12 protein-coding genes are annotated in these 15,464 nt (G+C 66.1%); 2 read left to right on the top strand and 10 right to left on the bottom strand.

All coding sequences use genetic code 11. The features are described from left to right. Positions 1-20: 20 nt before the first annotated feature. The 3 genes from IRT45_RS27600 to IRT45_RS27590 are packed head-to-tail and all read right to left on the bottom strand — an operon-like array spanning position 21 to position 5,652. On the bottom strand, positions 21-407 hold the full coding sequence (locus tag IRT45_RS27600) for a hypothetical protein (protein ID WP_194808773.1): 387 nt from the start codon (positions 405-407) through the stop codon (positions 21-23). Continuing rightward, the gene (locus tag IRT45_RS27595; RefSeq protein WP_194808772.1) at positions 407-5,329 is read right to left on the bottom strand and encodes a DUF6531 domain-containing protein; all 4,923 of its coding nucleotides are present in this window, start codon (positions 5,327-5,329) and stop codon (positions 407-409) included. The genes IRT45_RS27600 and IRT45_RS27595 overlap by 1 nt, the downstream gene beginning before the upstream one ends. Continuing rightward, a complete protein-coding gene (locus IRT45_RS27590; protein ID WP_106957278.1) occupies positions 5,326-5,652 on the bottom strand; it encodes a type VII secretion target in 327 nt (108 codons plus the stop codon). Before IRT45_RS27590 ends, IRT45_RS27595 begins: the two co-directional genes overlap by 4 nt. Positions 5,653-5,947: 295 nt before the next feature. On the opposite strand from IRT45_RS27590, the gene IRT45_RS27585 reads away from it, so the two are divergent. Then, positions 5,948-6,181 carry a hypothetical protein gene (locus IRT45_RS27585; RefSeq protein ID WP_194808771.1) on the top strand — a complete coding sequence of 78 codons (234 nt, stop codon included), beginning with the start codon at positions 5,948-5,950 and terminating at the stop codon, positions 6,179-6,181. A gap of 280 nt (positions 6,182-6,461) precedes the next feature. Then, complete coding sequence (locus tag IRT45_RS27580; RefSeq protein ID WP_223273316.1) at positions 6,462-6,782, top strand: type II toxin-antitoxin system HicB family antitoxin; 321 nt, start codon at positions 6,462-6,464, stop codon at positions 6,780-6,782. A 38-nt stretch (positions 6,783-6,820) separates the two neighbouring features. Here the strand turns inward: IRT45_RS27580 and IRT45_RS27575 are convergent, their stop codons facing one another. The 7 genes from IRT45_RS27575 to IRT45_RS27545 all read right to left on the bottom strand — a co-directional run bounded on the left by IRT45_RS27575 (position 6,821) and on the right by IRT45_RS27545 (position 15,115). Then, complete coding sequence (locus IRT45_RS27575; protein WP_194808770.1) at positions 6,821-8,035, bottom strand: arylsulfotransferase family protein; 1,215 nt, start codon at positions 8,033-8,035, stop codon at positions 6,821-6,823. Between the two features lie 86 nt (positions 8,036-8,121). Beyond that, complete coding sequence (locus IRT45_RS27570; protein WP_194808769.1) at positions 8,122-10,824, bottom strand: fumarate reductase/succinate dehydrogenase flavoprotein subunit; 2,703 nt, start codon at positions 10,822-10,824, stop codon at positions 8,122-8,124. 115 nt (positions 10,825-10,939) lie between these two features. After that, complete coding sequence (locus IRT45_RS27565) at positions 10,940-11,695, bottom strand: ABC transporter ATP-binding protein (RefSeq protein WP_228535270.1); 756 nt, start codon at positions 11,693-11,695, stop codon at positions 10,940-10,942. Continuing rightward, positions 11,692-12,570: an ABC transporter permease gene (locus tag IRT45_RS27560; protein WP_194808768.1), complete on the bottom strand. Its 879-nt coding sequence runs from the start codon at positions 12,568-12,570 to the stop codon at positions 11,692-11,694. The genes IRT45_RS27565 and IRT45_RS27560 overlap by 4 nt, the downstream gene beginning before the upstream one ends. Beyond that, positions 12,567-13,994, bottom strand: coding sequence for an ABC transporter substrate-binding protein (locus tag IRT45_RS27555; RefSeq protein WP_194808767.1), 1,428 nt, complete (start codon positions 13,992-13,994; stop codon positions 12,567-12,569). The genes IRT45_RS27560 and IRT45_RS27555 overlap by 4 nt, the downstream gene beginning before the upstream one ends. A 55-nt stretch (positions 13,995-14,049) precedes the next feature. Next, positions 14,050-14,277, bottom strand: coding sequence for a ferredoxin family protein (locus tag IRT45_RS27550; RefSeq protein WP_030516520.1), 228 nt, complete (start codon positions 14,275-14,277; stop codon positions 14,050-14,052). Then, positions 14,252-15,115 (bottom strand): GntR family transcriptional regulator, encoded by an 864-nt coding sequence (locus tag IRT45_RS27545; protein WP_194808766.1) that lies wholly within the window; start codon positions 15,113-15,115, stop codon positions 14,252-14,254. Before IRT45_RS27545 ends, IRT45_RS27550 begins: the two co-directional genes overlap by 26 nt. Between the last annotated feature and the right edge of the window lie 349 nt (positions 15,116-15,464).

Here is a 15,464-nt window from a genome sequence, read left to right as displayed (position 1 = left end):
GAAGGCTGCGAAACTCGCAATTATATATTTGTCGGGAAGATGTCGACTCTTCCCGGCTTGAAAGTGACAATTTCTCCTATTTTGACTTCCGTAGCGTGATCGTCAGGATCTATCAGCACGTTGCCGCCGCTTCCGATGTCGAGAGCGATTAGGCCATCTTCATAAGCTACGGTAACTCGGCCCGTAATCTGCAGTCCGTCTTGATCTTCATAGATGCCTAACGGTTTGTCATCGCCGCTGATCGCGACCTGCCACCCATGAATGTCATCTATCGATACTTCTATATCGCATAACGAGCCGGGGGAAGAGGGTTGGTTTCCGCGCCATGTCCCATGCCAAAGGTGGCCCGCTGATTTGACTAAAAGGTTGGATCCGGGGCTGGCCTTTTCGCACATTTCTACTATCATTACCAAGATCCTTTCGGGAAGGGTACGCGGACCACGCGGTTATCGATGTGCCAGTGGTTCTTCGCCGGGTCGTAGTTCCAGGTCTCTTCGTGATAATGGAACTTCGTTGGCTTGCTTCCCATTTCGTGCCCCCCGAATCGTATACTGCGCCGACCGTCTGCCGATACGATCCGATCGGGATCGGGCAGGCCCGTTCGGGGGTGCAGATTCGTGTAGGGGCCTTGCCCTAAGAATTGGCGCCAGCGATCGAGTACATTTTCGGGTTTGACCGGCTTCGGGTCGATGTGCTCATGTTGACTGACAGTCGCGGGCGTGTTGGGCGAGTTCTGGGAATTCTTGCATTGCAAGCCCAGGGGATCGGCCCATGTAACCGGGTTCGACGGATAGGTATTCGGGTTCGGATTCGGTGCGAGGCCCAGCGGGTCGGGGGTAAGGTATCGTCCTGTCTCCGGGTCATAAAATCGATGGTAGTTGTAGTGCAATCCGGATTCGATGTCCAAGCTCTGTCCCTGGAATCGGATCAGCGATTGTGTTTGCCCTTGCCAAATGGCCTGACCCCAGAGGTAGATCTGACTCGTACCACCCACCCGGCCGGACGCAACGTCGTGAAGGGCGCTCGGGCAGCCGGAGAGATCAGTAAGCACTCCCCAGAACTGGCGGTCACCGTCGAGCGTGTCTCTTATCTCGGAAATGGGGATATGAGTACCCGGATGATGGGCCCAATGATGACGCGTAGGACTTCCAGACCGTTGATGAAACATAACAGCCTCAAAGAGATCGTTAGCATCCCACGTATATCCGATGTGCTCGAGGAGAGCACTGCCATCGGCCGTAAAGTGCTGTTTCGACGTGCGATGGCCGAGCGCGTCATACGTGTATCTCCACCACTCCTTCCCCGGCGTATAAACATCCGTCAGCTGATCGAACCCGTTGTATCGGAAGTGCCAGATGTCCGGCTTGCGCGAAAGCCGCGTGACCTCCTTCCGGATCAAACGCCCAGCCGCGTCGTAGAAGTAGCGGGTTCGTCCGTTGCGGATCAGGAGGTTGTTGCGGTATTCGCGGCGGCCGTTCGGGGTTTGGCCGGGTAGCGGGGTCGATGCGTCGGGGGCGTGGGTGGTGGGGAGGGGTGACGGGGTGGTCGGGGGTGGCAGCGTGCTGGTGATGTTGGAGAGGGCGTCGTAGCTGTAACGCTCGGTGGGTCGGCCGTTGTCGGTGATGGTGGTGATTCGGCCGGCGGGGTCGAGGGTGTAGGTGCGGTGTTGCGGGGTGGTGCCCGCGCGGTGGGTGGTTTGGGTGGTGAGGTAGCCGTCGGGGCGCCAGGTGTAGTCGTCGCGGCGGATCAGGCGACCTGAATTGGGAACGGGAGGAGTCCCCGAGCCGGGTGTGCCCGTGTGGTTGCGGACGGATGCGTCACCCGGGCCGTGACCAGGCATCGGTCCACCACTGGGCTGTCGGCCGGGCATCGGCATACCACTGGCGTGTTGACCGGGCATCGGCACGCCACCGGAATGTTGACCGGGCATCGGCGCACCACTGCCGTGTTGCCCCGGCATCGGCGCACCACTGGGGCGTTGGCCGGGGATTGCTCCGGGTTGCTGCCCACCGGTCGGGTCCGAAGTCAGAGGTCCCGCCGACCCCGGGACATGCGGTGCCCGCGCCGAAACCTGGCGGCTCAACACCTGGCCCACCGGTGAGAGCGCTTGCTCCACCACCAGATTTCCCAGGGTCCATCCGGTCGGGCGACCCAGCGCGTCGTGCGCGAAGGTCGCACGATGCCCGTCGATGGTCATCGAGGTGACGCGGCCGGCGGGGTCGTATCCCCAGCCTGTCACCGCTCCGGTGGGGGTGCGGCGGGAGGTGCGGCGACCGTGCTCGTCGTGTTCGAACAGCATCGGTGGGCGGTCGTCGACGCGTTGGGAGACGAGGTTGCCCGCGGGGTCGTAGGCGAATTCGACGGTGTGGGTGCGGTCGTGGCCGACGCCGGAGATCGCCGTGCGGAGACGGCCTACCTCGTCGTGGGTGTAGAGCTGGTATTCGCCGGTGTCACAGCGGATTTGGGTGAGACGGCCGAGGATGTCGTGGGTGTGATGGCGGCGGACGCCGGTGGGGGTGGTGACGACGGCCAGGGTGCCGTCCGGGTTGTGTTCGTACGCGGTGGTGGCGCCGTTGTAGTCGGTTTCCGCGGCGAGTCGTCCGGCGCGGTCGTAGCTGTAGCTCCACGAGTCGCCGAGGGGGTTGGTGACGGTGGTGAGCCGGCGTTCGGTGTCCCAGTTGTAGACAGTGCTGGTGCCGTCGGGGTCCGTGCGATAGGTGAGCAGGTCGAAGGCGCCGTATCTGTGGAAGGTGAGGTTGCCGGCGCGGTCGGTGTGAGTGAGGAGGTTGCCTTCGCCGTCCCACGTCCACGATTCGGAGTATCCGTCGGGGTCGGTGCGGCGCAGCGGTTTTCCGTCGGGCGACCATTCGTGGCGAGTGATACCGCCGAGTGCATCGGTGACGGCGACGGGCCGCCCGAAATGGTCGCGTTCGATATGGGTGACCGCGCCGTACGGATCGGTGACGGCAACCGGAAGTCCGGCAGCGTCGACATCGAAAGTCGTGGTCGCCCCAGTTGATTCCGTGACCGAAGTGACGGCACCGCTGGGTGAGTGGTCGAAGGTGGTGCGGCGTCCGGCTTCGTCTACGGTGGCGGCCACATTGCCGTGCGCGTCCCATTCCTGTCGGCGGGTCGAGCCGTCGGCATCGGTGACCACGGTGGGCCGGTTGCGCGCCGCGTAGTCGATTCTGATCGACTTCTGGTCGGGCCGAACGACTTTCGATAGATCACCGTCGGGCGTGTAGGTGTAGTACGTGATCCCGCCGTTGGGAGCGATGACGCGCAGCGGCTTCCGGTCGGGTGTGTAGTCGGTGTGGAGCCGTCCGCCGAGCGGGTCGATCACATCGCGCAGCTTGTGGTCCGGGTCGAAGTCGTAGATCGTGGCCGCACCGGTGGAATCGGTGACGGTGGTGCGGCTTCCGCTGCCGTCCGGGTAGGTGAAGTAGTCGAAATCGGCGTCGAGGATGCCGTTGGTGCCGCGTTGGCGGACGACGCGACCGGCCGGGTCGTAGGTGTTGGTGAGCGAGTTGCCGTTGGAATCGGTCCACGCCGTCATCCGCTGCTCGGCGTCGTAGGTGTAGGTGGTGGTCGCGCCGACCCCGTTCGTGACACCGACCAGGGCGCCGGCTTCGTAAATGAAAGTCCGGACGGCAGTGGCGATTTCGCGTTCACCCTGCTCCGATTCGCCCGGCACCCCCGCACTGCGATCCGCGCCGGTTCCGCCGGACGCGGATTCACCGCGGCGGCCGACCACCGCCAGTCCGGTGACCCGCCCCGCCTCGGTTTCCACCCGCACCCGGTACCCACCCGAATGTGAGATCTCGACCGGTGACCCGTCGCTGTCGTAGTGGAATCGGATCAGATTGTGGTGGCGGTCGACGATCGCGCTGATCGCGTAGTTGCCCAACCGCACATCGAGACCGTCGAGTGCGGTCTCGGGCTCGAAACACCAGCTCAGCTCGCGGTCCGGATCGGTGACGCGATAGCCGCCGGTTTCGGTCCGCACCAGCGGCCAGCGCAATTCACCGTTCAGCGGCAGGACCGGAGTATCGGGTTCGGTGTGCGGATAGGCGAGCATGATCCCGTCGTCACCGATGAAGGTGACGGTCGCCGACTCGACCACGATCCGGATATCCAGTGTCGCCGACCACGACGGGCCGAACCAGCGGCCGAATCGGTAGTCGGAGCGATGCCTGCGTCCGAGCACCAGCGGCAGCACACCCGGAAGTTCGAGATCCGTTTCCGGCAGCAGGAATTCACCCGTCGCGCCGTCGACCGGGTCACCACAACCGGTGACCTGCTTCTCGGTGCGGGAATTCTCCGGTCCGGATTCCGCGGCATGTGTGCCGCTGCCCTGATCCTTGTCGGCTTGCTGGTGCGGATCGTTCTTGGGTTTACCGGTCGAGCCGTCGTCCGGATGGCCGGAGTCGTCGTGTGAGGTGCTGTGGGTATCGGCGCCGTCGTCGTGTGGTTTGCCGTTCGGTGAATCCGGATTGTGCGAACTCGGATGTGTCTCGGCGGGAGGGGTTTTCGTATGCGGTTTCGCGCCGTCGACATGCGTGCCGCCACGTCCGCGCTTCAGCGCCTTCATGATGTCTTCCCACGCGCCCTTCAGCTTGTGCAGCAGGGGCGTGAGCTTCTTGAAGGTCGAGGCGAGTTTGCGGAACAGTTTGGCGATCGTGGTCAGCACCTTCGCCACGAACGTGGTCGCCTGCGCGGCTACCAACGGAGTCGCAACGCCCAGCGTGCACACCTCTTCGGCCGCCCACGCGGCCAGCCGGCCCACGGCCTGAGCGATGAGGTCGCGCACGGTCTGGCGCACGAATGCCACCACGCCCCCGGCCATCTCGATCGCCGACGAGGCCGCCGACGCCGCGTTCGATGCCGCGGTCAGCAGTGCGTTCGTCTCGGCCGCGTGGGTTCGGTACGCATCCCCGGCGCTGCCGGTCCAGTCGGCCACGTCCTGATCGACGGACTTCTTGTGATCGTCGGCGACCTGTTTGATGTGAGTGGAGACGTTCTCCCATGTCTTGGCGTAGGCCTGCACCGTATCCGGATCGCCGGCCACCCAATCCAGCGCTTCCTGCAACGGTTTGACGTGCTCCATCAGGAATCCGACGCCGTAGGAGGCGAGCGTGCCGAGCGGGTCGACCGCCAGCGACACCGCCTCCATACCGGCGCCGAGCACCGCGAGACCGCCGTCGACCCAGGAGCCGGAGGAGATCGCGTCGTGGATGTCGGCAACCGATTCCGCGACCCCGATACCCGTGTACCACTTGGTGGAATCCTCCCGCTGCGCGATGAGCGGGTTGTCGGCCTCGGTCGTCACCAGGTGGCCTCGGGCCGCACCGAACCCAGATCACTCGCGTTCGCCGAATCGGTGTTCTGCAGCGAGGTCGCGACCTGTTCGAGTGTGCCCGCATCCGCGTTCAGCGCATCGGCGGCGGTTTTGATCGCCTCGAGCCCGTCGTCTTCGACCGTGTCGATGAACAGCGGCGGCAGGAAGGAGCACAACTTCCCGAACGCATCCGTCGGCACCGAGACGGCCTGCCCCGCCTGCAACGCCACGCTCAGTGAATCACTCACGCCCTGAATATTTTTCGCGTGTGTGCGGATCTTGTCCGGATCGACCTGGACCTGTTTGCTACTCATCGGCCTGACCCGCCCGGTGTGTGGTAGCTACCGGATGCGTTCACGTCGCCCCCGCCCCCTTCGTCCGAACCGCGCAACCCTGTCGAGCAGGGGCGCACAGCGAATATAACGAACGGGGACCGCCATTTTCGATCCGAGATCAGGAGGCGCTCGATGCCGGAACATTGCCCGCTCGACACCGTCTTCGATCTCTGACATCCCTTTGCGCAAGTGGTTCTGAAAATCGGCTGTAACGCATCGCGCACAGCGAACGACTAGTTACTGCAATCACAACAACGAGCGAGGGGTAATTCTTGTGAGCATCATCCGATTTGCCTTCTCTGCGTTCGCCGCTGCCGCGGTGATCGGTGTCGGTGTGGGCGCCGCCGAGGCTGCCGCTCCCGCGGTCGCCATCGACGACACGACGCCTACCGATCCGTCGACCGGTACGGGTAGCGCGGCTCTGCTGCCGTCGCTACTACAGGCGCTGGCCTCCGGTAGCGCCCAGTCGGGCGGCACCACGACCACCGCGCCGGGCACCAACGGCTGAGTCGCCACCGCGAAAAGCGGCCCCCACACCCGAACGAGGGTGCGGGGGCCGCTTTCGGTCCGCCTCCGAGCGAGTTGCCGGCTCGGCCGAGCGTGCAGTACCGCGAAGCGACCTACCGGAGTGATCTCATATGCGAGATCGTCCGCAGCATGACGGCCGAGGAGAAGATCGACAAGCTGGTGCAGAGGGACCCTCGCGTCCATATTTAGGCTGGTGGCGCGAAGGCCTAGCCGTACCAGGTCAGGCAGGTGCTGACCGCGATCGCGAAGAAGGAGGCGTTGTGAACCACTACTCGTATCGCGTGATGTGGTCGCCTGAGGACGGTGAATGGGCCGGTACCTGCCTCGAATTCCCATCCCTGTCACATTTGGATGGCGATCCGCTCGACGCACTGCGGGGCATCGCCGACCTGGTGGAATTCGCGGTAGCAGACCTGGAGGCCAACGGCGAGCCGGTGCCGGTGCCGTTGGCCGATCGCACGTACAGTGGCCAGTTCCTGGTCCGCACATCCGCGGATATGCACCGGCGACTGACCATCGAGGCCACCGAGCGCGGGATCAGTGTCAACAAATGGGTCAACGAGAAACTGGCCAGTGCTTGAAAATTTTCCGGACGTGACGCGCCGGGTCGTGCCAACCCTCACTTCGGAGTCGGTGCCCAATCTGCCGGGAAGGCGCGATAGGTGCCCAGGGGCAACAGGGCGTCGTAGACCATGTCGCCGGTCGGGCCGAATTCCGAGATGTGCGGTGCCATACCCCAGCCCACCAGGGTGTTCCCGTTGGGTAGCGGCTGGGCGTCGCCCATGGCGAAGGCGGTCAGGCCGTCGGGGTGGGTCTGGTTGCGTACCAACGTGGCTCGGTGGTTGTCGAGGTCCAGGTGGATCCACTGCACGCTCGAGACACCCAGCGTTTGGAAGCCGCTGGAGTTGTTGTTGAACAGGCGCAGGGTGCTGGGGTCGGCGAATTCCGCATCGTGCTGGAAGGCGAATGCGACGCCGGGGCCGAGGTCGAAGGTCGAATGCAATCCGCCGAGTTGCCAGTTGATCGCACCGGTGTGGATGTCCACGTCGTAGACGGTGGAGGTGTCGCGCATCGAGATCACCAGGTTGCCGTCGGGGTCCAGCGCGATCGAATTCATGTGGTACGGGTCGTAGGTGTCGCTGCCGGGAAGTTTGCCGGGGGTGGTGGTGTCGGTGAGCGGGACGTGCTCGGCCGCACTCCAGCGCAACAAGACTCGCTTGGTCGCCACGTCGACCACCGTGGCGACGGTGTCGTACATCGTGCCGTTCTTCGGTCCGCCGATCGTGGACAGATCGGCGTCCACCTCCTGATACGACGTGATCAACGCTCGGCCGTCGGGTGTCAGGCGGAATTCGTGGACGTCGCTGGGAACGCCTCCGGCGTCGAGGGTTTCGATGACGTTGCCGTGTTCGTCGGCGATGTAGTCGGCGCCCGAACCGTGCCCGCCGACGGTTCCGCCCTGCCACCAGGTCAGCACCCGCTTGCCCTGATACGTCTGGGTGCGGAAATTGGAGACGTCCTGCCCGGCGGGCGGGGTGTAGCGCCAGACCTCGTGTCCGGCCTTGTCCACGACGATATTCGCGGGCGCGGTCGCCGGAACTGCCGATAACGCCTTACCCGCCCCGGGCACCAGCGCCGCCGCACTGACACCGTTGCTGTAGTAGATGTAGCCGGGCGCGGCGGCCGGAGTATTCACATCCACGGTGTATTCGGGTGCGCCGATCGGGAAAGTCGGCAGCGGCGCCGCGCTCGCCGTCGACGCCGCACCGACCCCGACCGAGGTCGCGACCAACGTTGCGGCGACGCGCCGAAGATTCCTCGCGATCCGGGTCATCAGTGTTCCTTTGCTGATTCGACCGACAATTGCGCCGAGCGTAGACCCGATTCCCGAGGAGGTGATGAAGGCGGCCCCGTACTCGCTCAGGCGGCCTCGAGCGTGCGGCGGGCGTAGGCGCGGACGTCGGCGTCGGTGTCGGCGAGTACCACTTGGAGGGCGGCTCGGACGGCCGCATGGTCGGGCCAGTGGGACAGCGTCAGGACGGAGGCTTTGCGGACGTCCGGGTGGGGGTCGGTCAGGGCCGGTTCCAGGGCGGCGGCCGCGGATTCGGGGCCCAGGCCCGCCCAGCCGCGGGCGCCGCCCTCGCGGACCTGCCAGGCCGAATCCTTCAGCGCTGCAGCCAGAATCGTCGCGTCGGAGGAATCGCCGAGTCGGGCCAGCGCCGCCAGAGCCGCCGCGCGGACGAGCGGATCACGGTCGCCGACCAGGGCGCGGACGGTGTCGGCTCCGCCGGCGCCGACCTCGGCCAGGCCGCGAGCAACAGCCACCCGCACCTCCCGGTTCTCGTCGAATGCCGCGGCGGTGAGTGCCGGCCAGTCGTCGAGCGAGACCAGCGCGCGCACCCCTTCGATGCGCACGCGGTGGTCGCTGTCCACCACCGCCTTGCCGAACAGGTCGGCCGAGCCGCGGCGCTGTGCGCGCAGCAGATCCACTACGGCGGCTCGCACGAACGGATCGGGCGAATCCGCGTGTGCGGTCAATTGCTCTGCGGGCGGCAGGATTTCGATCAGCTCACGCAGGCCGGAGACGGCGGCCGCGCGCACCGCGGCGTCATCGTCTCCGAGTGCGGCGATCAGGGCATCGGCGAATCCGTCCGGAGTGCCCTCGGTCAATACCGACAGGGCCGTGGCTCGCACCCGCGGGTCGGTGTCATCGAGGTAGTCCCGGAGTTCGGCAACCGTCGGGCCGTCCAGGCTGAGCAGAATCGCGATCCGGGGTGCGGCGGAGTCGTCCGCGGCAGCGGGGATCGTGATGCCCGGCCGGGGCGCGGCGCCGGTGGCCGCGCCTGCCGTCCGGGGCGGGCCGGCGATCAGTTCCGGCTGCGCCACAGCGACCGGCTCGAGGTCGGCGCGCGGGAGGTCCTCCCATTCCGGCACCGGGACGAAATACGGCGCGACCGGGCGCTTCAGGAATTCCATCTCGCCGTCGGCGCCCTTGCGCAGGTTCAGGTGGTAGCGCCAGTCCTCGTCGTTGCGTTCGGGCAGGTCGGCGCGGTCGTGGTACAGACCCCAGCGCGATTCGGTGCGGGTGAGTGAGGAGCGCGCCGCCATCTCGGCGCAGTCGCGGATGAAGTCGACCTCGGCGCAGCGCATGAGTTGGTGCGGGGTGTCCGCGCCCATCTGGGCGATCTCCTGCCGCATCCGCTCGAAGGTCTCCACCGCCAGCGACAGTTTGGTCTGCGTCTTCGGCGGCGCCACGTAGTCGTTGACGAAGCGACGCAACTTGTATTCGACCTGCTGCTGCGGCGGGCCGTCGGGATGGCGCAGCGGACGGTAGATCAGTTCGTGTGCCGCGGACAGCTGATCGGCGGGAAGTGATTGGGGCGCAGCGACTTCCGTGAGTGTCGACGACGCGTGCTCGCCCGCCAGATCCCCGTAGACGAACGCCCCGATCATGTAGTTGTGCGGTACGCACGCCAGATCGCCTGCCGCGTACAGTCCCGGCACCGTGGTGCGCGCATGTTCGTCCACCCAGACGCCGGACGCGGAATGCCCACTGCACAAACCGATTTCGGAGATATGCATCTCGATGTCGTGCGTGCGGTAGTCGTGGCCGCGGTTGGCGTGGAAGGTGCCCCGGGTCGGCCGCTCGGTGGTGTGCAGGATGCCCTCGAGCGCGTCGAGTGTCTCCTCGGGCAGATGCGAGACCTTCAGATAGATGGGCCCCCGCGCGGACTCGATCTCCCGCTTCACCTCGGCCATCATCTGCCCGGACCAGTAGTCCGAGTCGACGAAGCGCTCACCGGCGGCGTTCACCTGATATCCGCCGAACGGGTTCGCGACATAAGCGCAGGCCGGTCCGTTGTAGTCCTTGATCAGCGGATTGATCTGGAAGCATTCGATGCCGGACAATTCCGCGCCGGCGTGATACGCCATCGCGTACCCGTCGCCGGCATTGGTCGGATTCTCGTACGTGCCGTAGAGATATCCCGACGCCGGCAGACCCAGTCGCCCGCACGGGCCGGTCGCCAGGATCACCGCCTTCGCGCCGACCGCCACGAACTCCCCGGTCCGGGTGTTCAGCGCGGCCGCGCCGACCGCGCGTCCGTTGTCGGTGAGGACCCGTACCGGCATGAGACGGTTCTCGATCCGGATCCGTTCCCGCATCTTGCGTTGCCGCAGAACGCGATAGAGCGCCTTCTTGACGTCCTTGCCCTCCGGCATCGGCAGCACATAGGAGCCCGAGCGGTGCACGCGGCGCACCGCGTACTCGCCGTAGGCGTCCTTCTCGAATTTCACGCCGTAGCGTTCGAGCCGCTGCACCATGGCGAAACCGCGGGTCGCGGTCTGATACACCGTGCGCTGGTTGACGATTCCGTCGTTCGCGCGGGTGATCTCGGCGACGTAGTCCTCCGGCTCCGCCTTACCCGGGATGACGGCGTTGTTCACGCCGTCCATGCCCATGGCCAGCGCACCGGAGTGACGCACGTGCGCCTTCTCCAGCAGCAGAACGTTCGCGCCGTTCTCCGCGGCGGTGAGCGCGGCCATGGTGCCGGCGGTTCCGCCGCCGATCACCAGCACATCGCAGTCCAGCCGCACGGTTTCGGACAGCTCGGGAATCTTCATCAGCACACTCCACAGAGGTGAATAGTCGGGGCGGCAACGCACGCCGGTGCCGGGCGACCGGAACGGCGCTGCCGCAGCCGGGTCGCCGAGGGGGTGCCTCGTTCGAACGATGGGCTCAGGCGGCGGTTGGCTGGGACGAATGATCGAGGGCGGCAAGGATTTCGGTGCGCTCGGCACTGCGGTCGACGTCCTTGGCGCGCGGATTCGGCACCGTCAGCAGCGATCGCAACGCCCGGTCGGTACCGCCGAGGACCGCGACGCGGTCGCCGAGGGTCAATGCCTCGTCCACATCGTGGGTGACGAACACGACCGTGGTCGGATGTGTCTGCCAGGTCTGGATCAGCAAGCGCTGCATGGTGATCCGCGTCGGCGTGTCCAGGGCGCCGAACGGTTCGTCCATCAGCACCGCCCGCGGTGCGCCCGCCAGACCGCGGGCGAGTTGGACGCGCTGGCGCATACCGCCCGACAGACTCTTGGGCAGGTAGTCGCCGAAGCCGGTGAGTCCGACCTCCTCGATCCAGCGCTCGGCCTGTGCCGCGCGACCGGTCCGCGGCACGCCGCGCAACTTCAACGCCAGGTCGATGTTGGAACGTACTGTGCGCCAAGGCAACAGCGCGTTGTCCTGGAACACCATCGCCCGATCGCGCGAGGGGCCGGTGATCTCGTCACCGTCCGCGAGTGCCCGCCCCGAGCGGGGCGGCAGCAGCCCGGCCAGTGCGCGCAGCACCGTGGACTTCCCGCATCCCGACGGCCCGGTCAGCACGAGGATCTCGCCCGCGCGGATATCGAGTGTCAGCTCGTCCAGCACGGGAGCGCCACCGTAGCGCAGTTCGACCTTGTCTAGCCCCAGGCTCATCGCGGTGCCGGTCATTTCGAAACCTCCTGCGCCCGCGGCAGCCAGCGAGTGGCGCGCCGTCCCAACAGTTCGATAGCCGCCGAGGTGGCGAAGCCGAGCACGCCGATGGTGATGATGCCGACGAAGACGCCGGGATAGTCGACGATGGTGTACGCCTGCCAGGTGCGATAGCCGACGCCGAGCCGCCCGGAGATCATCTCCGCCGAGACCACACAGATCCAGGCCACGCCGATCCCGACCGACAGGCCGCTGAACACGCCCGGCAGGCTACCGGGCAACACCACCCGCACCAGGACGTCCCAGCGGCTGCCACCCAGCGTGCGCACCGATTCCTCCCAGATGGTCGGCAGCGCCCGCACCGCGTGCCGGGTGCTCACCATGATCGGGAAATAGGCGGCGAGGAAGGTGATGAAGACGATGCCGGCCTCGTCGGTGGGAAACAGCAGAATCGCCACCGGCACGATCGCGATCGCCGGAATCGGCCGGGCCAGCTCGGTCAGCGGTCCGAAGATATCGGCGAACCAGCGGGAACGCCCGAGCGCCACGCCGGTCGCGACGCCGATCACCGCGGCCAGGCCGAACCCGCTGAGAATGCGGATCAACGACTGCCCGAGGTCCAGCCAATAGGTGTCGGTCTGCAACTGCAGCCGCAGGGTGTGCACGATCTGGGTGACGGTCGGCAGCGTATCGAAACGCACCCACAACCGAACGTGGTTGGCGGTCAACAACTGCCAGGCGACCAGTGCGACGACGATCGACGCCACCCGCACCAGCCGCGACGTCCACAGCCGCGTCGCCGGCACGCCCGCGGCGCTGCCGCGCTCGGCGACGGCGGCGGGAGCAGTGGTGGCCGGAACCGGCGCGTCGACGGGCAGGGTGGTGGCGCTCATGACCGCACCTCACCGATGGCCTGGTCGTAACTCACCGCGACCGCACCGGGATGGCGGGCCTGATACCGCTGCACCGCACTGGGGGTGATGAAGGGCAGGTACGTATCGCCCTCGCGCACCCACTGCGCCTTGTCCGCGAACCAGCGGGTGCCGAGTTCGGCATCCGGCACGTACGCCGCTCGGATCTTCTTCACTTGCGCCCGAGCGGCTTTCACCGCACGCAGCAGATCGGTCGGGCTGCCCGCCGGCTGGGCGGTGGACTGGCCGTCGAACCAGATCTCGCCCGTGAGGGCCGGATCGGACACCGGCTTGCCGGTACTCGGGTCGGTGCCGGTGATCGGCGCCGGATTGGCGAAATTCGCCACGGCCGCATCGTAATTCGCGCCGCGCTCGGCGAAGGACTTGCGTAGCGGGGCATCGTCGACGAACTTGTCGATGTCGAAATCGGCGAAATCACCGATCGACTTCAGATACGGAACGTCACCCTTGAATGCCTGGACCAGCTGCGGCTTCAGGGGAGTGTCGAATGAGGTTCCCCCGGGTCCGTTGTAGAGGTAGACGACCTCCGCCGGCAGTCCGGAGTTGTCAGCGACCAGCTGCGCGGCTTCGAGCGGTTTCGCGTGCAGGAAATCGGTGGCGTCAAGTTGCGCCTGCAGGAATGCATCGAGCACCTCGGGATGGGATTTCGAATAATCACGACGTGCCACCACTCCGTGGAACGTCGGCACGTTCAATTCGGCACCATCGTAGAGCAGCTTCGCCTTGTCCTGGAAAACGAGCAGGCCGGGCCATGCCACGAATTGCGAAAGTGCCTGCACCTGACCGGATTCCAGTGCGGACGCGCCGATCTGCGGTTGCTGATTCAGCACGTCCACCCCGTGGGCCGGATCGATGTTCGCGCGGCTCAGCGCCTGGCGCAGCGTGCCGTCACCGGCGGAGCCGACGCTCGCGGACACCTTCTTGCCGGCGAGATCCGACAGCGTCGTCGCCGTCGAATTCGGCGCGGTGACAACCATGTTCAGCGATCCGCGCGGCTGGTAACCGGTGATCGAGACCAGTTCGGTGGCCGAACGCTCATTGGCCGAGGTCCGGGAACCGTTGATGAGCAACGGATAATCACCCATCGAGCCGATGTCGATCTTCTCCGCGACCATCTGGGCGGTGATCGGCGCCCCGGTGTCGTAGTCCTGCCATTCGACCTGATACTTCGGCCCGCCCTTCGCGGTCAGGTCGTTCAGGCGCTTTTCCAGGAAACCCTTGGCGCGCAACAGAGTTCCGGCGGTGACGGTATTGATCGTCTTGGACTGATAACCGACGACCACCCGGACGGTGTCCCCGGATCCGGTCTGCTCGAGCGAGCATCCGGCGGCCAGAGTGGCGATCAGGGCGGCGGCCGCCAGTATGCGGGCACGACGGTACTTCATGGTATTTCCTCGAAATCGGGCCGAGGGCGGCCACTGTAAGATTCCGCTGCGCGATTCAGCGCAGCAGATACGGCATGTTCACGGTCACGGCGCCGGTGGGACAGCGTGCCGCGCACGGACCGCAGTACCAGCATTCGTCGACGTGCATGAACGCCTTGCCGTTGTCCGGATTGATCGCCAGCGAATCCAGCGGGCAGATCTCCACACACAGCGTGCACCCTTCGATGCACAGCGATTCGTCGATGGTTACCGGGACATCAGCCCGCTGATTGACCGACGCCATGGCGGCTCAGCCTCCAATCGTTGCTTTCCGTGGTGCGAATCAGACTGTCGCGCAGGGTGATCCGATCACCACGCATGCGTATGTACTCCAGGTCCACCGGCCGCCCGTCGGCGAGATAGGTCAGTCGCTCCAGTAACAGCAGGGCACTGCCCTCGGGGGCCTGCAGGGTGGCGGCGCTGTGGATATCGGCGGTGATGGCCTCCACCGCCAGGTCGGCGGACCCGAGCGACTGGCCGCTGATCTGTTCGATGAGTCCGAAGATGTCCTCGGATCGCAGATCGCAGTCGAGTACCTGCTCGCCGATGTCCGGGGCCAGATAGGTGTGGTCCAGGCTGAGCGGGAGATCACCCAGATAGCGCAGCCGCTCCAGGTAGACCGCGGATTCGCCCGGTTCGAGACCGAGCCGGTTGGCGACCGCGGGCGGTGGTGTGAGGCGCAGTGCCGCGCGCACCTCGTTGCGCACCTCGCCGTGGCCGCGCAGTGTTTCCTTCAGGCCGCGCAGGCTGTCCAGGCCGTGATCGTATTTACGTTGTGCCACATAGGTGCCCACCCGGGGAACGCGGCCGATGAGGCCCTCGTCGCGCAGCAGTGCCAGTGCTTCGCGCACCGCGTTGCGGGACACCGCGAATTCCGCGGCGAGTTCGGATTCGGTGGGCAGCGGGTCCGGGCACTGTCCGGTGTGGATCTGCTGGCGCAGGACGTCGGCCACCTGGCGGGCCCGATCGGCCTTGCGAATGGTGCGGGCGCCGGCGCCGGGCGCCGTCGTCTCCGCCCCGGTGGCCGGGTGGTCGGCAGCGGAGCCGCGCTGCTGCCGCAGGGGTACCGGATCGGCCGTCATCTCCACCTCCTAACGCTTGTGACCTGCGGTTTCCGAGCGTAACGGGGGTGTCGCGGCCGGGGTGCCGCCCGCACGGCCGGCGGCGGCCGGGTGTGCGGTTATCCGCCGCCCGCGCGGGCGGCCGACCTGCTGAAATTCGGGTGATCGAAGGTAATGCGCCACCTGCGGCGATGCGGGTCCGCATTCAAATCAGTGTGAGCGCAATATGTGCCGTGACCATTCGCTGGCGCGGCGCGGAATCGGGATGTTACCGTTTTACACATGTCCACCAGCCGTTCGAACCGCGCACGGGTCACCTACGTGACCGTGGCGCTCGGTGTGCGGCTGCCGCGGCAGCGGGAACTGTGTT

This window comes from Nocardia sp. BSTN01 (assembly GCF_015354405.1).
Taxonomy (GTDB): domain Bacteria; phylum Actinomycetota; class Actinomycetes; order Mycobacteriales; family Mycobacteriaceae; genus Nocardia.
Note: the sequence above shows the minus strand (reverse complement) of the source record. Positions and strands in the feature narration are given on the sequence as shown.